At 43.5% G+C, this 20,243-nt stretch carries 18 protein-coding genes; 4 read left to right on the forward strand and 14 right to left on the reverse strand.

The window, feature by feature from the left end:
• Positions 1 to 313: 313 nt before the first annotated feature.
• Both rsiV and J7I90_RS23585 read right to left on the reverse strand, forming a co-directional pair.
• Positions 314 to 1,183, reverse strand: a complete 870-nt coding sequence (gene rsiV, locus J7I90_RS23580; RefSeq protein WP_214774008.1) for an anti-sigma-V factor RsiV — start codon at positions 1,181 to 1,183, stop codon at positions 314 to 316.
• Positions 1,168 to 1,683, reverse strand: coding sequence for an RNA polymerase sigma factor SigV (locus tag J7I90_RS23585; RefSeq protein ID WP_214774009.1), 516 nt, complete (start codon positions 1,681 to 1,683; stop codon positions 1,168 to 1,170). Before J7I90_RS23585 ends, rsiV begins: the two co-directional genes overlap by 16 nt.
• Before the next feature lie 185 nt (positions 1,684 to 1,868).
• Between J7I90_RS23585 and J7I90_RS23590 the strand changes: the two genes are divergently transcribed.
• Entirely contained in the window at positions 1,869 to 3,275 is a 1,407-nt protein-coding gene (locus J7I90_RS23590) for a polysaccharide deacetylase family protein (RefSeq protein ID WP_214774010.1), read from the forward strand.
• A gap of 97 nt (positions 3,276 to 3,372) precedes the next feature.
• Here J7I90_RS23590 and J7I90_RS23595 read toward each other — a convergent pair whose 3' ends face one another.
• On the reverse strand, positions 3,373 to 4,092 hold the full coding sequence (locus tag J7I90_RS23595; protein WP_053536610.1) for a YebC/PmpR family DNA-binding transcriptional regulator: 720 nt from the start codon (positions 4,090 to 4,092) through the stop codon (positions 3,373 to 3,375).
• Positions 4,093 to 4,342: 250 nt separating this feature from the next.
• On the opposite strand from J7I90_RS23595, the gene J7I90_RS23600 reads away from it, so the two are divergent.
• Complete coding sequence (locus tag J7I90_RS23600) at positions 4,343 to 5,068, forward strand: DUF4261 domain-containing protein (protein WP_214774011.1); 726 nt, start codon at positions 4,343 to 4,345, stop codon at positions 5,066 to 5,068.
• Between the two features lie 256 nt (positions 5,069 to 5,324).
• On the opposite strand, the gene eutC is transcribed toward J7I90_RS23600, so the two are convergent.
• The 6 genes from eutC to J7I90_RS23630 form a co-directional block, all read right to left on the reverse strand.
• Positions 5,325 to 6,071, reverse strand: a complete 747-nt coding sequence (eutC, locus tag J7I90_RS23605; RefSeq protein WP_214774013.1) for an ethanolamine ammonia-lyase subunit EutC — start codon at positions 6,069 to 6,071, stop codon at positions 5,325 to 5,327.
• Between the two features lie 11 nt (positions 6,072 to 6,082).
• A complete protein-coding gene (locus J7I90_RS23610) occupies positions 6,083 to 7,447 on the reverse strand; it encodes an ethanolamine ammonia-lyase subunit EutB (protein WP_214774015.1) in 1,365 nt (454 codons plus the stop codon).
• 18 nt (positions 7,448 to 7,465) lie between these two features.
• On the reverse strand, positions 7,466 to 8,872 hold the full coding sequence (locus J7I90_RS23615) for an ethanolamine ammonia-lyase reactivating factor EutA (protein WP_214774017.1): 1,407 nt from the start codon (positions 8,870 to 8,872) through the stop codon (positions 7,466 to 7,468).
• A gap of 18 nt (positions 8,873 to 8,890) precedes the next feature.
• Positions 8,891 to 10,162: an ethanolamine utilization protein EutH gene (gene eutH / locus J7I90_RS23620; protein ID WP_214774019.1), complete on the reverse strand. Its 1,272-nt coding sequence runs from the start codon at positions 10,160 to 10,162 to the stop codon at positions 8,891 to 8,893.
• A gap of 144 nt (positions 10,163 to 10,306) precedes the next feature.
• Entirely contained in the window at positions 10,307 to 10,891 is a 585-nt protein-coding gene (locus tag J7I90_RS23625; RefSeq protein WP_214774021.1) for an ANTAR domain-containing response regulator, read from the reverse strand.
• A gap of 9 nt (positions 10,892 to 10,900) precedes the next feature.
• Complete coding sequence (locus J7I90_RS23630) at positions 10,901 to 12,274, reverse strand: sensor histidine kinase (RefSeq protein ID WP_214774024.1); 1,374 nt, start codon at positions 12,272 to 12,274, stop codon at positions 10,901 to 10,903.
• A 257-nt stretch (positions 12,275 to 12,531) separates the two neighbouring features.
• Here J7I90_RS23630 and J7I90_RS23635 point away from each other — a divergent pair, with 257 nt between their 5' ends.
• Positions 12,532 to 12,651, forward strand: coding sequence for a DUF4023 family protein (locus J7I90_RS23635; protein WP_214774026.1), 120 nt, complete (start codon positions 12,532 to 12,534; stop codon positions 12,649 to 12,651).
• Positions 12,652 to 12,703: 52 nt separating this feature from the next.
• On the opposite strand, the gene J7I90_RS23640 is transcribed toward J7I90_RS23635, so the two are convergent.
• The 4 genes from J7I90_RS23640 to brnQ form a co-directional block, all read right to left on the reverse strand.
• The gene (locus J7I90_RS23640) at positions 12,704 to 13,396 is read right to left on the reverse strand and encodes a hypothetical protein (protein WP_214774112.1); all 693 of its coding nucleotides are present in this window, start codon (positions 13,394 to 13,396) and stop codon (positions 12,704 to 12,706) included.
• 154 nt (positions 13,397 to 13,550) lie between these two features.
• Positions 13,551 to 15,467: a vWA domain-containing protein gene (locus J7I90_RS23645; RefSeq protein WP_214774028.1), complete on the reverse strand. Its 1,917-nt coding sequence runs from the start codon at positions 15,465 to 15,467 to the stop codon at positions 13,551 to 13,553.
• Between the two features lie 15 nt (positions 15,468 to 15,482).
• Complete coding sequence (locus J7I90_RS23650; protein ID WP_214774030.1) at positions 15,483 to 16,349, reverse strand: ATP-binding protein; 867 nt, start codon at positions 16,347 to 16,349, stop codon at positions 15,483 to 15,485.
• A gap of 650 nt (positions 16,350 to 16,999) precedes the next feature.
• Positions 17,000 to 18,331 carry a branched-chain amino acid transport system II carrier protein gene (gene brnQ / locus J7I90_RS23655; RefSeq protein WP_214774033.1) on the reverse strand — a complete coding sequence of 444 codons (1,332 nt, stop codon included), beginning with the start codon at positions 18,329 to 18,331 and terminating at the stop codon, positions 17,000 to 17,002.
• 350 nt (positions 18,332 to 18,681) lie between these two features.
• On the opposite strand from brnQ, the gene J7I90_RS23660 reads away from it, so the two are divergent.
• Complete coding sequence (locus J7I90_RS23660) at positions 18,682 to 19,248, forward strand: sugar O-acetyltransferase (RefSeq protein ID WP_095679317.1); 567 nt, start codon at positions 18,682 to 18,684, stop codon at positions 19,246 to 19,248.
• A 42-nt stretch (positions 19,249 to 19,290) separates the two neighbouring features.
• Here J7I90_RS23660 and J7I90_RS23665 read toward each other — a convergent pair whose 3' ends face one another.
• The gene (locus J7I90_RS23665; RefSeq protein WP_214774035.1) at positions 19,291 to 19,935 is read right to left on the reverse strand and encodes an SDR family oxidoreductase; all 645 of its coding nucleotides are present in this window, start codon (positions 19,933 to 19,935) and stop codon (positions 19,291 to 19,293) included.
• Positions 19,936 to 20,243 lie beyond the last annotated feature (308 nt).

The raw sequence follows: 20,243 nt of genomic DNA on the forward strand, positions 1-20,243 counted from the left end.
AAGTCAGTAACGTTGTTCGTCTTTTTTAATGGATATTATGCCGTTTTAAAAACCTTCCGCCCGCCATAGGAATTGGCTCTTTTCGTAAAGATTGTTGTTTTAAACGAAACGATTTAAGGTTGATTGGAGCGGAAGTGCGAGACTCCTGCGGGAGCAGCGAGACAGGGGAGATCCCACAGGCGTTAACGCCGAGGAGGCTCGCCGCCCGCCCCGCGGAAAGCGAGCATCTGGAGGGGAAATCAACCACACCTCACTACTTGGTAAATAGCAACAAAGTATGTGAAAACAGCCTAAGAATGACAATAGGGCCGTTTTAATGGATATATTGATCGCCAACAAGAAGGTCTGACAGCACCTGTGTCGGGATGATGAACTCGACGGCACCCATATATCCCGGTGCAGCTTCATAGCTGTTAAACGCGATGACTAGCTTGCCTTCTTCGTTTATATAAAAGTTTTGGTTTTCATCGATGCCTTTAAAAGCAGTAAGATCATCATCTTCCACCCAATATATCTTTTCCGGATCTTCAGCCATCTGCCGCTTCATCTGTTCCTTGATGTTCTCGCTGATCACCTGAAGATAGCGATCATCTTTAAATAAACTATTTAGCGTTAACAGCACTTCGTTTTTCTTGTCGACTGTATCGAATTGACTTTCTGTAGAACTGGAAGCAGAAATCGTATCCGTATAACGCTGTACGGATAATATCGTTTCATTATCCGTCAATATCACATATCCGCTTTCCACCGAGATATTGCCCTTTTCCCCTTCCTTCAGTTTTGACATGGAGTCCGTGAATTCCTTATAAAGCTGCTTGCTTTCCGATAAGTATTTATCATTCAAGCTATCTTCGAGCTGTTTATTCTCGAGACCGGATATTGCAGGCGTTTTGATTACTGCCGAAGAATTATTCGCTTCTTCTTTCCATTCGACGAAGGTAATCACTTTGATGACCTTCTCGACTATCGGTATATCACCCATGGCTTTCGCCGCTGCCGGACTGATGTTTACGGAAGCTGTCACGATCAGGAGCACTGCAGCCGCTGACACGAGAATATTCCTGCCAACCCTCGGCTTCTTCCTTGGCTTTTCATTCAAGGCTGCTTGAACGATATCATTCAATTCCTTCGGTATCGGTATTTTAAGATATTCTTCCCGCAGATCTTTTAATTTTTTTTCCATCTTTTCGTTTCCTCCCGTTCAGTCATGTTGATCCGCAATAGTTGCAGCGCTTTATATAATCTCGTTTTAATCGTGCTTACGTTCTCTTCCAGCACTTCCGCTATCTCGTCCAGCTTCAGGTCCTCAAAGAAACGGAGGACGACTACCGTTTTGTACTTGACTGAAAGTTCTTCCAGGGCCTTTTGCAAATCCAGGTCAGGATAGTGATCTTCCTCACCGCGGCGTAAGTATTCTATTGTTTCATCATCGGCGACGGTCAATTTCTTCTTCTTCCGCAAAACATCCAGTGCCGTTCGGACGATGATCTTATATAACCAACTATCTATAGAAGCGGCGTCTTTGATTTTGCTGCTGGAGGCTAGCGCTTTCCTGATTGATTCCTGCACGATATCCAGGGCATCCTCTTGGTTTTTGACATAGTAAAAAGCAAGTCTGTACAAATTCTCTTGCCTTTCGGTTATCCGGGCCGCGATTAATTGATTCATATCTGGGTTTTTCATTACATGTTAGAGCTCCTTACATTTAAATTACGTATCCTAGGTACAAAGAATAGACGTTGGTGCAGCCCTAAAAGTTTGAAAATGAGCAAGAAAAAATGTAAATATAAAAAAATGAAATTTTTTACAAACTTTTAAGGCTTTTGGCGCGTCTATATAGTAGAATGATTATCGAGGTGGAGTGCATCATGAGGAAATTAAATTATAAAAAAGTCTTTATTTTTCTATTTTGTCTAACAGCTGCTGTAGGAACGATGGGGTTAGCCATTAAAAGCCTTGCTTTTGATAAGAAGAGAACCGTTTCGGCCTATACAACTGATAAAAATTACCCGGAAGCCGATATTCAAACGTATGTGAAAGATAATACGAAAGGCGGGTATTCAGCCAGCAGGCCCGTTCTGCATTTAGAAAATATCGACAAGCAGCTAGAAGCCTACATAAAGAAAGAAATTAAGGATTATGAAAAGAAATGGAAAGCATCCGACGGAAAAGCTTCCGAGCTTAACCTCACCTATACGATCCTCCATTTCAGCAAACAGACCATTACGATTTCCTTCGATAAATATGAGCAAGTGGAAGGAAAGAAGCAGTCTGGAACCCAGATCTTCACTTATGATATTCCATCTCAGCAAAAGCTCTCTATAGAAGACATCTTTGCCACGGATACTGATTATTTATCCGTTTTATCCGATATTGTTTTTGAAGAGTTAACGCAGAAGGAAGAAGAAGGCATTTCAAACAGTCTCATTAAAAAGGAAAACAAACTGAAGGCAGCCAACTTCAATTCTTTTTCAGTCTTTAAAAATACGCTCGTTTTCTACGTTAAGACTGATGATTCAACTAAGACCCATACAATAGCCATCAAGAAGGATCTTTTTAAAGATAGTTTGCTAGATTCATATCAAAGTCAAGATTTGAATGAGGATCGTGTAAAGGAATGGCAGCCGAAAAATATCGTCGCCAAACTGCCCGTGCAAAATGAATGGATCGACCCTTCAAAAAAGGTCATTGCCTTGACGTTCGATGACGGACCGCATCCAAGTCATACCATGTCCATTCTGGAAGACCTGAAAAAACATGATGGTCACGCGACGTTTTTCGTACTTGGAAGCCGCGTACAGCACTATCCGGAAGTCCTGCAAAAAATGCTGCAGGAAGGAAATGAGATCGGCAACCATTCATGGGATCATCCCCAGCTGACGCGCTTAAGCAAGAACAAAATCGCAGATCAAATCGAAAAGACCCAAGACGCTGTAAAAAAAGCGACAGGTACTGAGCCAAATCTCGTCCGTCCCCCATATGGAGCGATTAACCATAATGTGCGGGAATACATGGAGGATATGAAAGTCTCACTTTGGGATGTCGATCCAGAAGATTGGAAAGAACGCAATGAAAAGAAAATCGTAAACAAAGTGATGAGCAAAGCCAAAGATGGCAGAGTCATATTAATGCATGATATCTATCAAACTAGCGCCCAGGCTGCAGGAAAAATCATTAAACAACTGCATGACCAAGGGTATCAACTTGTCACCATTTCGGAATTGGAAAAGGTCAAGAAAGACCGTGAACTTTCCGGAATCACCATAAGTGAATAATCAAAAGGAAAGAGCCTGTTTCGTGTTTCGGAACAGGCTCTTTCCTTTCAAATGAAATAAGCAGACCTTTGATCATTGCAAAGGCCTGCTCATTTTATCATTCACCAAGATCTACATTATGATAAACTTGTTGAACATCTTCCAGATCTTCCAATGCATCGATCATTTTTTCGAATTGTGCTTGTGCATCTTCCGGAAGGGTTAGGTCATTTTGTGCAAGCATCGTCAGCTCTGCCACTGTAAAATCGCTGATTCCTGCATCCTTGAATGCTTGTTGTACAGCATGGAATTGTTCAGGCTCGGCATAAACGATGACACTTTCTTCTTCTTCAATGATGTCACGTACATCAACATCGGCTTCCATTAACAGTTCAAGAACATCATCAGCCGTTTTACCTTCAATCCCGATGACAGCCGTTGCATCGAACATATAAGCAACAGATCCGCTGACACCCATATTCCCGCCATTTTTCCCAAATGCGGCACGTACATCGGATGCCGTCCGGTTCACGTTGTTTGTCAATGCATCCACGATGACCATTGAACCATTTGGACCGAATCCTTCGTAACGAAGCTCGTCATAGTTTTCTTCCGAACCGCCTTTGGCTTTTTCAATCGCACGGTCAATGATCGCTCTTGGAACATTGTACGTTTTCGCACGCTCAAGTACGACCCTTAATGCCTGATTGGATTCTGGATCTGGTTCGCCTTGTTTTGCCACTACATATATTTCCCGTCCGAACTTAGCATAAATCCGACTAGTATTAGCATCTTTCGACGCTTTTTTTTCTTTAATGTTATTCCACTTACGACCCATTATATTCCACTCTCTTTCATCACGAATAGATTATTAAGATACGGCCCTATGAGAAAACCCACAAAGGGAATTCCTTTGAAGATAGGCTATACGTTTACTAGATTATATTATACATCAATTGTATAATTTTGAAAAAGTCCTGCACATCCCTCACTGGCATTTATCGGTGCATTGCGCCATTTTTCATGAAATGCTATGGAAAACATCAGTAGTGGTATAGTATGAAGTGATTGGAAAGGAGAGATGATCCATGAAGGACAACCGAATCATCATCGGGATACCCGGTAAATGGAAGGACCGGAAAGAATTGATTCAAACGGTCGCTTCCCAAAGCGAAGGGTATCTGTTAGCCGGGAATGTTTTTCATAACAGTGATAAGAACATTACGTTTCAGTCGGAGATCCATGATTATGAACCCACTTTAAAAGAGAGCTTTTCTTACGCCAGTAAAGACGCCTTTTCAGAGAATGCATTAGAGGAAATCAATGGCCATACCTTTACCGTTTATATAATAGCCGATGTATCCGATACCGGAACTGTTATCGATTTGATCGATGCCGGGGCAGCGATCCTCAAGGCAGGCGGAATGGCAGTGAAAATAGAAATGGCGGGAATTGCCCATTCAAAGGAAGATTGGCAGCATCTTCATCATAGCCCGGATATTCTCTCCGTATATGCCCATTTTGTCACGATCATCGGAGAGGAAGACTATTATTGTTCATTCGGAATGAAAGCCTTTGGTCTTCCGGATGCCGTGACACTTAACACAATGAGTCCGAAAGAGGCGGCTGCCCTGCTTAACACATTCAATTATTACCATGTAGGTGAACGGCCTCTCTTTAAGAATGGCGAAACCTTTAGCATTCAGCAAGATGCACCCGACTTTATATTGACGGGCCTTCAAGACTTTAGATCTGAAGAAGAACATCCCTTCTACAACCCGTTTGGTTTATGGAATTTAGGGACAAGTAAATAGGGAGCGATCCGCTCCCCCAGACTGCAGGCAAATAAAGCGAGTGCCTGCAGTTTTTTTATTTTAAAAGCATTCCAGTCGATTTCAGAAATTCGCTCCCTTTCCGCCGACTGTCTGCCAAGCCTCCTCGGCTCAAGCGCCTGTGGGGTCTTGACTAGCCAGTTTGTCGGCAGAAGTGTCGCAAAAATAACATAAAATCAAGGTTCGGGATGAAAACATTCCGAACCCTACAAACTGAGAGCTTCTCCACTTTATTTTGTCAACCGAGTTTTTCACGCTTTTCTTCTTCATGTTCCTTCTTCACGAGGGACATGCCGCTCGCTTGGTATTTGAGGATCTTTTGAATGACCGTGCCTAGATGCGCTCCAGCTTCAACAGGGGGGATCCCTCCTTTATGGATGTTGGAAATGACCATCCTCTCCGCTTCAATGGTGCCCAAACGCGGTTTATAGCAAATGTAAGCGCTCAATGATTCAGCACTGACAAGACCGGGCCGTTCACCGATCAACAGGACAATGACCTCAGGTCCAAGGATTTCACCGATATCATCCATCACGGCAACCCGGCCCTTTTCAATATAAAAAGGTGTACCCGTATCCAGACCTGCCACTGCCAAAGATTGTTTGAAAGATAAATAGACGTCCTCGACATTTTCTTCGATCGCCTTGGCACTTAAGCCATCGGAAATGATGATTTGAACCGTTGGGGCCTTTATGCATTTGGCTTCTATGACCCTCTTGGCTTCATTCGAAAGCTTCCTGCCATAATCCGGACGCCGTAAATAGACTTCCTTATCATCGGCCTTCGTTTTCACCTTGAATAAATCCAAGCGCTTCAAAAGAATATCACTGACTTCACCATATACAGCATCGACGGCCGCTGCATGGTCAAAACGGAATTTCAGCCAAGAATCCGTTTTCGGCCGCGTCCCTGACCTGCCTACCCCTATCCGCGCAGGGGTTTTCGCTATCATGGCAGCCAAATCTTCCTTATTATTCATTCCCATATCATCCACTCCTAATGGTTAAATATAGTTGGATCACCGGCACGCTTCGTTAATTTTCCGTTCTCCATAATCCCCATCTTCTCCAGCCAAGCTTCATATAATGGGGCAGGCCGCTTATCCATCGTTTGCCTCAAAGTCGCTATATCGTGATAACTCAAAGACTGATAGTTTAACATGCAGTCATCCCCCATCGGAGTTGCGATGATGAAATTAACACCTGCCGCGGTTAAAAGCACACCCAAGTCCTCGATATCATTTTGATCCGCCTTCATATGATTCGTATAGCAAATATCGACCCCCATCGGCAGTCCATGCATTTTTCCCATGAAATGATCTTCTAACCCGGCCCGGATGACCTGCTTGCTGTTATATAGATATTCAGGGCCGATGAATCCGACGACCGTATTGACAATGTACGGGTCAAAATAACGGGCAAATCCATAGTTCCTGGCTTCAAGCGTCACCTGATCGATTCCGAAATGCGCTTCGGCCGATAACTCGGAGCCTTGCCCCGTTTCAAAATAAAGATGCTGCGGTCCTGTGCCGGTGCCATAGGCCTTCGCGATCTCTTTAGCTTCTTCGAGCAATTGTACGTTAATTCCAAAAGAGCGATTGGCCGTTTCCGTCCCGGCTATGCTTTGAAAGATCATATCAGCAGGCGCCCCCTGCTGAACGGCTTTCATTTGCGTGGTCACATGCGCAAGCACACAATTTTGGGTCGGGATGTTCCATTTCTGGATGACATCCTGTGTCGCATGAAGCAGCCGCTTTACGCTTTCGACCGAATCATCGACAGGGTTGATTCCAATGAGTGCATCCCCGATTCCATAGGAGAGGCCTTCCTTTAAAGAAGCCAGCATGCCATCCACATTGTCTGTCGGGTGGTTAGGCTGAAGGCGCGAAGCAAGTGTTCCTCTGTATCCGATTGTGCTATTATTCTTAGTGAGCACTTCGATTTTATTGGCTGCATGGATAAGGTCGAGGTTCGACATCAACTTGGCTGCCGCTGCAATCATTTCACTATTCAATCCCCTATTTAATCGCTTTAAGTCCTCGCCTGTCGTTTCGTCACTCAAAATATATTCACGCAGTTCGGCAACGCTCCAATTCTTCACAGATTGATAGATGGTTCCATTGATGAGACCATCTATAATCCGCGACACCTCATCCTCTTCCGGGGAGAGCACGGGATAATTCCTGATGTCCGCCAAAGTCAATTCGCTAAGCACCGCTTTCGCCGCAATCCGTTCTTGAACGGAATCTGCTGCAATTCCCGCAAGCCTATCTCCTGATTTCTCTTCATTCGCTTTGGCCAGGACTTCTTTCAACGATTTGAATTGATGGATTTCCCCAAAGTATTGAGTGGATAATTTCATCGTATGATCCTCCTTTTCCTAACTGTGGAAGGTTAGCGTTTTTACTACAACGGGAACGACCCCTGTCCGCAGCAGCCTTCCTATATCTAAATAGTCACCATGTTCCACTTCTGTCTGATCAATGCAGATGACCGGCAGATCCGGTTGGTTCGCTAGAATGGTTTGACCAAGTGCCTTTCCATAATCACTATCCATGACAATGATCAGAGGCTGCTGCCGATTCGGTTTTTGCTTCAGTGCCTCGGTAAAAGCGACTGCAAGCCGGTGAATGTCTCGAAATGATTGATAAGGTAAATTCGTTAAATAAAAGGCAAAATTCAGCCCCTCCTGCAAAGGGTCGTATATGGTGATCGCATCCTGAACAGCTTGTGCCATTTTCGCGGTTACATCATCAAGCCCGCCATGAAAATCGACCCGATAGACTGGAATATTACGAACTGGCAGATGAGAATCATTCACCTCGATGGTTGCTCCGCTGATTTCAGTTGTATGTGCGCCTGCTCCAAGTACAGTCGCCCGAACCGTTTCAACGGGCAGTTCCCACTCCCATTTGGCCAATTCTTCACTTTCCTTGATGGAGGCGGCAAGCATCATGCCGATATCCCGGAAGCTTTCGTCCTCCCGTTCTTCATGATAGATGCAATCACTGACACCGCCCGAGAACATCAACACGTCTATTCGTTCTGTCCAAGATGGCTCCTTCCCAACTAATAGAAGTTCATCTTCTTTTGTGAAGGAGCCAGCCAAAAACCTCGAAAGCACCTTCGCCATTTCATTTGCGATGATTGCCCCTTCACCATTCAAAGGAGAGTGCCCTTTTGATTTCAGCCATTTTCCTATTGAAGGAGCAACCTTCACCTTCGCTCCTTCCCACTCCACCAAACGGCCTCCTATATGCAGTGTGCAGGTTCCGCAAAGCATGCCTGAACGGTATACGGCAATATTCGCTGTCCCCCCGCCAATGTCTATGTTTGCTACAGTCTTTCTTGTCTTGATGGAATGTTGATAGGCGCCGGATCCCTTGGCGGCAATGATCCCCTCCAAATCCGGACCGGCTGCCGCTACAAGGAATTCCCCCGCCGCTTTAGATAACCGGTACACCATTTCTTCTGCATTTTGTTTGGTTGCCGTTTCCCCAGTGATGATGACAGCCCCTGTTTGTATGTTTTCGATCGTGATTCCTGCTTTTTGGTATTCACTTTCCACCATTCTTTGAACAGCAGGTATGTCTATTACCGTCTCTGATACAAGCGGGGTCCTGAAAATGGGACTTCGATAAAGAATATCCTTATCGGTAATTTCAATTTTTGGCACCTGTCCGCCACCCGCCACATTCCTAAGCGAAAGCTCGCTGATAACAAGTTTCGTCGTACTGGTGCCAATATCAATTCCTGCACTGATGATTCGTTCCACCTGTTCATTCATTAAAATCACACCCCAGTTTCACACCACTTGGATTTCATTGCTTTTTTCTTCCTCGTTTTTCGTTTTATATTCATTTATGCCGATAACCCCTGCCGCTCGATCCTTTTCTTCTAATTCCAAAGCTTTCGGAACGGACAGCCAGTAAGCAAGTCCGATTCCAATCGCTCCGGCAGATAGCTTCCCGACAATGACCGGTAATATTAAGGAAGGCTGAAAGTTGGCTGTGAATGATAAATGATCACCCAATAGGAAGGCCGCACACACAGCAAAGGAAATGTTTATGACCTTATCCTTCGGCGGCATTTCTTTAACAAGCTTGAACATGGCTAATATATTGGCTATCGTGGCTAATATCCCTGCACTCCCGGCTTTGCTCAACCCGATTTTCCCGCCCATCGCTTCCAATGGCTTGCCTGCATATTTTTGAATCAGGTAAATCATTGGAAATGCACCTGCCAGCATTATCCCGATATACCCCGCCGTTTCAAGGGCACGGAACTGGTCTGCCTTATCGGCCATGATCGGATGGAAGCCCCAAGCACCAAATACTTTGGAAAACAATCCGGTGAAAATTTCCACGATCGAAAACACGAGCACTAGTTTAATCGCGGCGTCCAATATTTTTCCAAACCACATGAAACCTTTGATCATCAAATCCGGGAGGAAATAAAGGCCTAACGCGAGCAAGACCACAAAAATAAGAAGCGGAGAAAGGTTCAGGGCAATTTTCAAATAGCTCAACGTGAATTCGTATGTAGAATCCGCATTCGTGGAAATCACTTCGCGGATTTTCGAATTAGTCGCCACCACCAGCACGCTTGAGATAAAAGCGCCAATCGGAATCGTCAGGATTCCTGACATGACACCAAGTGCCATGTATTTATGATCACGCTTTTCCAGCATCGCAAGCCCCATTGGAATCGAGAATACAATCGTTGCCCCGGACATAAAGCCGACAATCATCGCCATGATCCAGCCTTCATATGATTCCTTCAGCTCGGCCGCTAATTGGTAACCCCCCATATCCGTCGCCAAAATCGTTGTTGCGGCGAGGGCTGGATCTGCACCGATCGCAGCGAAAACCGGGCCGCATACTGTATTGATGAACCAGGATAAATAAGGGATCGAGGCCATGATTCCAGCTGCCGGGATAAATATATGGCCAACGGTATGCAAACCTTCCATGAACTGTTTCCCCAAGCCCCGCTCACTGTCTTTAATCGATGCAATAGCACCGACAACGGCACACACCATAATGATATAAATAACGAATTTACCTACCATCTCCATACATATTCCCCCTGAATTCCGATTTGATTTGGCCTATCAACTTAAAAAAAGGGTATAAAAAAGACGCCTCTTATAGCCCAAACTTAGGTTTTTCGGCAGAAATGCCTGCCTACAACCAATTTGGTCCATCAAAGCGCCATTGCTTCATCTATTTACTTGTTTTTGTTCATTTGCAATGATTCGACGTGCCACCGTCTCCATGGAAAGCTGCTTATCCATACTAAGCCTTCTCAGTTTATTGTAAGCGATTTCTTCGGTGACATTCTTCCTTTTCATGATGATTCCTTTTGCCTTTTCAATGACTTTTCGATTTGTGAGCGTTTCATCCAATTGAGCATTTCGTTCCTGATGCTTCTTTGTATTGGCTGCTTGCAGCAAAGCTATCTCCACTGCCGGAATCAAATTCGCCTCCGTAATGGGCTTTACAAGATATCCGACGATATTCGCCCGCTTCGCCTCGTCGATATATTCACGCTGGCTGAATGCGGTTAAAAGCAGGACCGGAATCTGAAAGGTATTGGATATCACATCGCTAGCCTTAAGCCCATTCATTTTCGGCATTTTGATATCCATCAAAACGAGATCCGGCTGCAGTGCATGTGCCAATTCAATCGCCTTCTCGCCATTACGGGCATGTCCAACCACATCGAAGCCTGCATCCTTGAGCATGATCGTTATATCAAGCAGAACAATCGATTCATCCTCCACGACCAAAATCCTCTTGTCCACTTCTCCCACCTACCTCTTGTATGGAAATCTTACAGAAGCCAGGGTACCTTCTTTAATCCGCTGAATCGAAAACTCCCCATCCAAATCATTTTCCACCGTCATGCGGATGATATCCAGCCCCAAAGAAGGTTTCACTGCAGGTGAATATCCGATCCCATCATCTATTACTTGAAGTTCCAATTCAGGACCATCCTTTTGCAAGGATACGGTAATGTTCCCTTCCGTCCCTTCCTTGAAAGCATGTTTCACACAATTATGAATGAGCTCATTCACCACCAGCGCGACCGAAATGCCAATGTCGGAATCAATCGAATGAAGCTCACCCCTATATTCAATGCTTAGGCATTGGCGAGTTTGACCCTCCGTATGAACGATCATATCGCCTATTTTTCTAATAAGCTCCAGCAGATCCACATGATCGATCTGACTGCTTGCCAAAATGATTTCATAAACCGACGATATGCTTAACACCCGGTTCAAACTGACCAATAAATGGGGCTTGCTTTCTTCAGGGGCTCCTAACCTCATTTGCAGCCGAAGTAAACTGGCCACTGTCTGCAAATTATTCTTCACCCTATGATGAATTTCACGAATCGCTACTGACTTGCTGATCAGCTCCCTTTCTTTATCCCGCAGTTCAGTCAGGTCCCGGATGATGATGAACGTTTCATTGGAATTCTTGTTGCCCAAATGGAACTTCTTTAGTTGGATAATCTTTTTACCAATGTTCATTTCCTTCATCAAAATGTCCTCTTTTGAAGCAAGAACATCGGCAAAGCCAGGAAAATAATCGAAAATCGATTCACCTAAAACACAGTCCGTCAAACATATTTCCGATATGAAATTAATGGCAGCAGGATTCGTATAAACAAGTCGGTTTTGGTTATTAATCAGGAAAATGGACTCCTCGATAAATTCAGGAACTAAGGAATTTTGTTGATCTTTCCCATCAAACTGATTGAAAGATTCAGGTTCTTCATGAATCACCTTTTCCATGATCAAAACGGCGATGACCCGATTGCATTCCCCCTTGATTGGAACGACACTTTGCTGGACCATCGCTCCCTCTTGAGTCAAAGCCCGATTCACGAACATGTCCTTTCCGGTGCGCAATACATAAAATACGGCCGGTTCAAATGCCTCATAAGCAAATTTCCCGACAACCGGATGATCGTAAACCGATTTTACGGAATGTCCGCATGCCTCTGCAACGACAATGGCATGCTTCCCTTCACGCACCGGACAATCAATAAACACATTCGCTTTATTCAAATCGGCTATCAACGATAAATTCGTTGATAGGTTTTCAAGAATTTGAATATCACTGTCCAATAAATGAGTATGCAACGCACATAAATCCCGGACGGTCATTGTCCGTTCCATAGGCAAAACCCCAATAAACGTTTATTCATGGATATTATTATTGATTATTATAGATATCGACCCTATTTTTGTCAATATTCAAAATATTCTAATGTAACGTATTCTAACATTAGATAGCGATATTTAAAACGATCGACCCATATTCTTTTCAACTCACTTGTGGAACAAAGTTACCACTTTACGTCCTTTTTGCATACTCATGAATTCCACCTCTTCTGGTTATAGTAAAAAAGAAAATAACGGAGGAGGTACATTCCATGAAAAGTTCAAAAGAGTTTGTTGAAAGCATTCAAGAGCAGCAAAAAAAGGAAGAAGGCAACATGCGCCGTCAAGGTAAAGGGAATCCCGCTCAGAAATTACCGAATAAAAAACATTAATTAAGACATTCCTCAAAAGATCCCAGCCCTAAATTTAAGGCTGGGATCCCTTTCACTCCGATGCACTTTTTTTCTTCATCTCTTCGATTTCTTTTGAGAATGTTTCTTCTATCTCTTTTTTATTGCCATATAAAAAGATATTATCCCCTAATTTGATTTTATACTCATATAGCTCTTTTCTGATTTTCACTTCTCCACTTTCTATAAATAAAATATTGATGTCCGCTCCATGTGAAATGACATCAAAGGCTTTGACATCGATGAACTCCGAGTCCTCATAAATATCGATCTCCATGACCACGTCTTCATCTTCTAAAAATAAGACCTCTTCTATCGGGTGTTCCCATAATTCATAATGATTGTACATTTCACTTTTCATCTTATTCGATAATCTATTATTCAGGAATGGAACCTTCACTATAACGGTTAAAACCAGCAGGATCCCAATAATGATGCTTAACTCCATCAAACGCAGATCATCTGTAAGCAATGTACTGATCGATGAAATGATGACAGCAAGCGAGAATGCACCAAATAAAATTAAGAACATGCTTATCTTCCTTCGAACGGGGTGATCGATAATGGATTTTGACTCGTCAGTTGTAAAACCAGTACCCGTCAGCATGGAGATAACCTGAAATCTTGCCACTGTGCTTTTTAATCCAGTCAATTTCATCAAGGTGACCGATATTTCAATAACAAGAGCGATGATTATAAAATAAAGCACCATAAAAAGTAAATTCATCAAAATGATCACTTCCTCATCTATGGTTTACCCCAATCAAGACAAAAGAAATCTCATTCGACGTTCATTTTAAATTTCCATCAATAGCTGACAAAGCAAAAAAAAACAGTAAGATCCAAAATTGAATCCTACTGCGTTTTTATCTATATATTTCTTAAATGGTCTTCAGCAGCAATTTTTTTAACAGCGGTGTAAATTGCTCTGGCAATTCAGCTACACTCGGAATCATCAGGCGTTCTTTGCCATAGATGTTTTTCATCGTCTTCTCTTCACTCTCATCGATGCCTCCATCCGCTAAAAACAGGCCGATGACTTCGATGCCTTTCTTCCTGGCTTCAGAAACAGCAAGGTGTGTATCGACAATGCCATTTTGATCATAATCGCTTGCTGCCGGCTCACCATCGGAAAATACGAGCAAGAAACGGTTTTTTTCGCGTCTTTTTTCCAATTCCATTGCGGCAACCCTGATACTGTATCCGTCCCGGTTATCTTCCTCTGGCTCAAGCTGCATGATTTTAGCTCCTGAGTTTAGATAAAGAGAATCGGAATGGGATTGGATTACATGGAAGTAGTTCGGCTGATATCCTTCCCTCACTTCATTGGCATCTTCCCAAAATCCCACGATCGAGTGGGGGATCCTTAATTTCTTCAGCACTTCATGAAACAGGACGACCCCTCGTTTCGTTTCATCCATTTTGTTATGCATGGAAGCCGAGCAATCGATAAGCAATGTGAATACCGCATCCATTTCATTAGAATCCTGGTTCTTTTTATAAAAGACCCTAGGATTTTCTTCAAATACAAGCGGCAGTAATTTCTTTGATAAACGGCCAAAAACCAAATCTTTTCTTGGTGCGTTCTTTTTATTTTCCAGCGTCTTTTCAATGGTACTGGAGAGTTTTCTCTTGAACGGTTCGATATCCGCAACAAACTCTCGGTAGCGTTTCTCTTCCGTAAGTGTTGGAACCTTCGCTTCTTTGATTACCTGAACGACGTCTTTATTTTCTTCACCAAATGGGTGTTCACCGCTTTTGCCCATATTGGTTTGTTTCTTCTCCAGCGTTTCTTGCTGTTTGTATTCCTTTTGTTGACTTTCCCCTGATGAACCCTGGATCGAAGCCAGTGCTTGGTCGGCGTCTTCCGCTTCCCGGGCACCTCCGCCCATCAGGCTTGTTTTCGTTCCCTGCTCCAATTCAAATTGGAGAAACGTCGAATTACTTTCGCTGTTCTTGTTCTCCCGATGCCAAGTCGAGAATTTTTCATCAATGAACTCACTTTTTTCTTCGTCTGCATCATCTGTATCATCGTTCAACAGTTCATCATTTCTAGTCAGTTCATCAAATAAGGTATTTGCTTTATACTTTTCCACACTTGCAATGGGGAAAATGAAATATTCATTCATCGTATCTTCGTACCCATCGTTCACACGGAAAACGATTTGCTCGCAAATCCTCGTGATATCACTTGTTTTAGTGGCATCAAAGACCGCATGGATGAACGGTTTGAGTTTCTCCAGTTCTTCCAGCTGCCTTTCATTGGCTCTAGGAAAAATCGGATCCGGCCTGTCAGATTGAAGCAGTAAATATATGAGGCAATATAATTCATCCAGTGCAAAACTTCTTGTGACATTCGTCGCCAATTGGCTTTCGAAATATTGTTTAAGGTAAGCCCCCCTTACCGAAAACCATTTTTTCGTGCCTGGTCTTTCTTTCTTCACCAATTCTTCCAATCGCAAATCTTCCAGCAAAGCGAATAATTGGGCTGCAAACTTCGGAAGTGAACTTTCCCCGATGCTGTCCTGGTACTCCTTCATGCTCCGGATTGTTGTATGATGCAGCGTGCCTATCGTTCTAAGGAGCACGTCCGTTTTCAGCCCCGCTTCCTTCACTTCCTTATTGCCATTTTCCCAAAAGTGGCTGGCAGTGACCTTATTCTCGATCAGATCAATGAAGGAGCCGTAATTGTATTCGAATTCCAGCTCAGGAATGCCGGATAAAACAGTCGAAAGATCCTGAAGCTGTAAAAAAAGTGCCGTATCTATTATTGAATCATTGAACCGGATATACTTCATGAGGCATTCTCCTAGTTAGAATAATGTGTCAGCCAAGTTCTTCACGAACTCACGCTCCCGTTCCTCGTCCAACTTATCCACAATGGAACGAAGAATCGCCCGTTTCGGCGGGATCAACACACTCAGATCGCAAGCATCAAGCAAAGCCCTGATCGACGCCGCATCTTCGGCCACCTTCCCTTGATTTACGGCATTTATCAAATCACTCGACAGTTTAACGAACAAATCAATACTTCTTGGGTCCTTCAGCTTTGTATTCGTTTCTATCAATTGCTTTAACTGCTCCCCTTCGATATAAGGAACTTCAATGATGACAAACCTATTTTTTAGCGCTTCGTTCAGCGGCACTGTCCCGACATACCCTTCGTTGATTGCAGCAATCACATTAAAGCCTTCTTTTGCCGTTATCACTTCATTCGTGAACGGATTCGTTATCGTCCTTCTATAATCAAGCACACCATTGATAAGCGGCAGAGTCTCCGGCTTTGCCATGTTGATTTCATCTATATATAAGAAGTGACCGTGATTCATCGAATTGGTCACTGGTCCAGGTACGAATTCTATCACTTGTTTTTCCTCTTTGTAAGCCAGCGTCTTGAAGCCCAATAAGCTTTCTGCATCCAAGTCGACTGAGCAGTTGACGCTGAACATCGGCTGATTGAATAAGTTCGATAAAGTCTCGGCAAACTTTGTCTTTCCAGCCCCTGTCGGACCCTTCAAAAGGATATTCTTCCCCATGCTCAAGGCCGTGATGGCATCCACCATCAACTCCATCTCGGGAGGGAGATATCCGCCGCTCCTGATCAATTCCTCAAATTGAGCAGGATTCTTTTTGCTTGTTTGTAATATATTTGCTATTTCTGTTGGTAATCGATTGATCATTATGTTCCTACACCCCTTTCTGAACATTTTAAGGCTCTTTCCCATTAAAAACAAACACTAAGAAAAGGAGCTGTCATCAAGACAGCTCCCCGACAATAGATAAACTCGGATAAAGCGATTTTCCCCTTCAGTTTTTCATTCTGAAATCCGCTCCCTAACTCCGAAGCCAAGACTCATCAAAGCAAATTGCGTGTCACAGATTTCTTCAATCCAATAAGAGTTTCATAAAACAATAAAAAAACCATATAGAACTAGTTTACCTCAGTTTTTTAAAAAAAGACGTTCCAGCTTGAATTCTGAAATCCTCCGACTGTCTGCCAAGCCTCCTCACCGCATGCGGCTGTGGGGTCTTGGCTAGCCAGAAATTCGGCAGGAGTGTGGCGAATTTCTTCAATCTAACAAGGGTTCATAAAACAATAAAAACCGAAAGTGTAACCCTGTCTTAATCAAGCTTAAAGATGAAACCGACTACAGTTTTCTTTAAAGACAATCCAGTTGATTGGAACGGAAGGTACGAGACTCCTGCGGAAAAGCGCGGCCAAGGGAGACCCCACATGCGCAAAGAGCGCCGAGGAGGCTCCCGGACCTCCCGCGGAAAGCGAGTGCCTGGAGTGGAAATCAACGTTATTCGAGGTTCATTCCGATATCCCTTAATAGGCTTCCTTAGGATCACCTTTCAACAGGTATACCATATAGCCCAATACACCGCCGATGATGGCAGGAATCACCCATCCCACCCCTACACTATATAGTGGAAGGTATTGAGTGAAAAGGTCAGAAACGGTATCCAGTTTAATGCCTGATGCCACTATTCCATCCATTATGCTGATGATGGCCGTTAATAATAAGCTTCCTAAATATACCTCCGATTTCCCTTTGAATAAGGAATGGAAGAACGTAAGAACAATCAAAACGATCGCCACGGGATAAAGCGCAGTTAACACAGGCACTGTAATGGAAATCAGCTTGGTCAAACCTACATTGGCAACAGCCGCACTGAAAACGGAGAAGATGACGACATATGATTTATACGATACGGCAGGCAGTATTTTATTGAAATACGTAGCACAAGCGGTTATCAAACCGATGCTTGTAGTCAGGCAAGCAGCGATCACAATCAACCCTAACAACACGGCACCAGCCGGTCCGAAAAAATGGTTCGAGGCTTGAGCCAAAACGTCTCCGCCATTACCCAGTTGACCGAGTTTTTCCACACTTGTTGCCCCGACATAAGTTATAGACGCATAAACGATAACCAACAAGGTGGCAGCTATTAAGCCGGCTTTCAGACAGAAGCCCAACACTTCTTTTCTTGATGTTATCCCTCTATCTTTGATCGCGTTGATGACGATGATCCCAAATGCAAATCCGGCGAGCGTATCCATGGTCAAATATCCTTCTTTAAATCCCTTAAAGAAAGAATTATCTGAATAATTAGCCGCTGGTGACTGGATTTCACCCATTGGGTTAATAATTGCGACCACAATAAGAATCCCGATGAAAATCAATAATAAAGGTGTTAATATTTTTCCGACGATATCGAGCATTTTTGATGGATTGATGGATAATAAACAGGCAATCCCAAAGTATATGATCGTGAATATCAGCAATGGTAAAAAACCGACATCATTAGATAGGAAAGGTTTAATCCCTATTTCGTAGGATACGCTCCCCGTTCTTGGAAGCGCGAAAAGCGGTCCCAAAGATAAATAAAGAACGACGGTGAAAATGATGCCGAATAACGGGTGTGCCCTGCTTGCAAGGGATTGAACATCATTTTTGCCTGAAAAACCAAAGGCCAATATTGTAATGAATGGCAGCCCAACACCAGTAATGATGAATCCTAAACTGGCCGACCATAAATTGGTCCCCGCGGATTGACCGAGCATGGCAGGGAAAATTAAGTTTCCTGCACCAAAAAATAAAGCAAAAAGCATTAACCCTGTTACAATGACAAAAGACAGCGGTGCTTTCTGTGACATATAGAGCCCTCCATTGTTTTGTGATTATCTTAACCAAGAAAAGAGTTGTCCACAATTTCCGAAAAAAATGACATGACTTCGAACCACTCTACTTATCTGTTAAAATGGACCTTCTTGAAACTATGAATCATCCATAACTCTTCTTACTATAAAATCCGGCGGAACGTTTGTCAAAGCTATTTCATTCATTATTCGGAAAAATCTTTCTTTTCTTACTTCTTTTCAAAAAACGAGAGAGGCATTTAGATTCAACAGAATAGTTGAGTAAAAAGTACTGCAATTTATTTTGCGGGAAAAATGTTTTAATATTCAGATATTTTTTAAAACTAAGAGAAACAGGAGGCGCACACATGAATACTGAAAAAGAAAAGATGGTGAGCGGGAAACCTTACATCGCCGCTGATCCGGAATTGATCAGAGATAGGGAAAATGCCAGAAAGTTGACCCGGTTATACAATCAGACAACGGAAAGCGAAGGAGATGAACGGACTGCACTGCTGAAACGGCTTTTAGGTTCCACTGGGCTAAATGTATATATTGAACCCACTTTCCGTTGTGACTATGGATACAATATTTCTGTCGGGGAAAACTTTTATGCTAATTTTGATTGTGTCATTTTGGATGTTTGCGAAGTGAAAATTGGCAGGGACTGCATGTTGGCTCCCGGAGTGCATATCTATACAGCCACACATCCGCTGGATCCCTTTGAACGCAGTTCTGGAGTGGAATACGGAAAACCGGTTACGATAGGGGATCATGTATGGATTGGCGGAAGGGCCATCATCAATCCTGGCGTTACAATAGGGAGTCATTCCGTCGTCGCCTCAGGGGCAGTCGTAACAAAGGATGTTCCTGAAGGCGTTGTTGTCGGTGGAAACCCAGCGAAGGTCATCAAGCATATCGAAGGAATTAAATAAGCAGAGTCCACTCCCCCTGAGTGGCTCTGCCCCTGTTTTACGTTAAATTTTCCTCAAGGCTTCCGCGATTGCAGTATCGCCAGAGATTAAATCAAATGAACGCTTATAGGTATTTTCATCGGTCAATGAAGCAAGGATCGTTCGAGCCACATCTTCACGGGCAATCGAGCCTCTTTCCAATTCCTCGGCGGCGGTCACTTTGCCCGTTCCCGGTTCATTAACCAGACCGCCAGGCCGAATGATCGTATAATTTAAATCGCTTTGTAACAATGCCCTATCCGCATAGTGTTTGGCCACATAATACGGTTTGATGGCTTCATTCCAGTTTTCGCGATTATTGGCCTGAAAAGCACTCACCATGATGAATCGTTCGATTCCCAGGTTTTCTGCCGCTTCAATCGTTTTAACTGCACCATCCAGATCAATCAACAGCGTTTGATCAGCACCGGTGCTACCTCCGGACCCTGCTGTGAACACAATGGCATCGCAGCCTTTTGCCGCATTCGCAATCTCATCCACTGATCCAGTTAAACTGACGACTGCAGATTCAATTCCATTTTTCTTCAAATGCTCACTTTGTTCTTCTTTGCGAACCATTGCCCGTACACTATGATCCGGGCTGTCTTTTAATAAATCTACAAGATGTTTACCGATCTGCCCATTTGCCCCAACTACGAATACTTTCATAAAGTCAGCTCCCATAATGGTTAGTTTGGTTTCCCTCCAAATTATTTCATGGACTCAGAACATTATCAAACAATCAGCCCGCCGATTCAGCTTTAACATTGGAAAATGTTTGGCAACCACCCTAATCTATTTTATAATAATAACAACTCGTGTTCCTCAGAAACACAAAGGGGAGGTGTAAAGATGGCAATACGAATGTTAATGCCACCTTCTGCAGCGTCTCATGCAAAGCCTAGTATTGGAGGCGATACTTTGCATGGGGTTGAATTAAGCTAAATCTAATCGCCCGCCTTATCATTTCTAATATT

It is taken from the genome of Bacillus sp. ISL-57 (genome assembly GCF_018613135.1).
GTDB lineage: Bacteria > Bacillota > Bacilli > Bacillales > DSM-1321 > Peribacillus > Peribacillus frigoritolerans.

Coding starts and splice junctions, on each gene's coding strand:
- J7I90_RS23645 (WP_214774028.1), bottom strand. CDS start 15,467: ATGAAGTATATCCGGTTCAATGATTCAATAATAGATACGGCACTTTTT.
- J7I90_RS23635 (WP_214774026.1), top strand. CDS start 12,532: ATGAAAAGTTCAAAAGAGTTTGTTGAAAGCATTCAAGAGCAGCAAAAA.
- J7I90_RS23600 (WP_214774011.1), top strand. CDS start 4,343: ATGAAGGACAACCGAATCATCATCGGGATACCCGGTAAATGGAAGGAC.
- brnQ (WP_214774033.1), bottom strand. CDS start 18,331: ATGTCACAGAAAGCACCGCTGTCTTTTGTCATTGTAACAGGGTTAATG.
- J7I90_RS23615 (WP_214774017.1), bottom strand. CDS start 8,872: ATGAATGAACAGGTGGAACGAATCATCAGTGCAGGAATTGATATTGGC.
- J7I90_RS23640 (WP_214774112.1), bottom strand. CDS start 13,396: ATGAATTTACTTTTTATGGTGCTTTATTTTATAATCATCGCTCTTGTT.
- J7I90_RS23630 (WP_214774024.1), bottom strand. CDS start 12,274: ATGGAACGGACAATGACCGTCCGGGATTTATGTGCGTTGCATACTCAT.
- J7I90_RS23665 (WP_214774035.1), bottom strand. CDS start 19,935: ATGAAAGTATTCGTAGTTGGGGCAAATGGGCAGATCGGTAAACATCTT.
- J7I90_RS23650 (WP_214774030.1), bottom strand. CDS start 16,349: ATGATCAATCGATTACCAACAGAAATAGCAAATATATTACAAACAAGC.
- J7I90_RS23660 (WP_095679317.1), top strand. CDS start 18,682: ATGAATACTGAAAAAGAAAAGATGGTGAGCGGGAAACCTTACATCGCC.
- J7I90_RS23610 (WP_214774015.1), bottom strand. CDS start 7,447: ATGAAATTATCCACTCAATACTTTGGGGAAATCCATCAATTCAAATCG.
- eutC (WP_214774013.1), bottom strand. CDS start 6,071: ATGGGAATGAATAATAAGGAAGATTTGGCTGCCATGATAGCGAAAACC.
- rsiV (WP_214774008.1), bottom strand. CDS start 1,183: ATGGAAAAAAAATTAAAAGATCTGCGGGAAGAATATCTTAAAATACCG.
- eutH (WP_214774019.1), bottom strand. CDS start 10,162: ATGGAGATGGTAGGTAAATTCGTTATTTATATCATTATGGTGTGTGCC.
- J7I90_RS23585 (WP_214774009.1), bottom strand. CDS start 1,683: ATGAAAAACCCAGATATGAATCAATTAATCGCGGCCCGGATAACCGAA.
- J7I90_RS23590 (WP_214774010.1), top strand. CDS start 1,869: ATGAGGAAATTAAATTATAAAAAAGTCTTTATTTTTCTATTTTGTCTA.
- J7I90_RS23595 (WP_053536610.1), bottom strand. CDS start 4,092: ATGGGTCGTAAGTGGAATAACATTAAAGAAAAAAAAGCGTCGAAAGAT.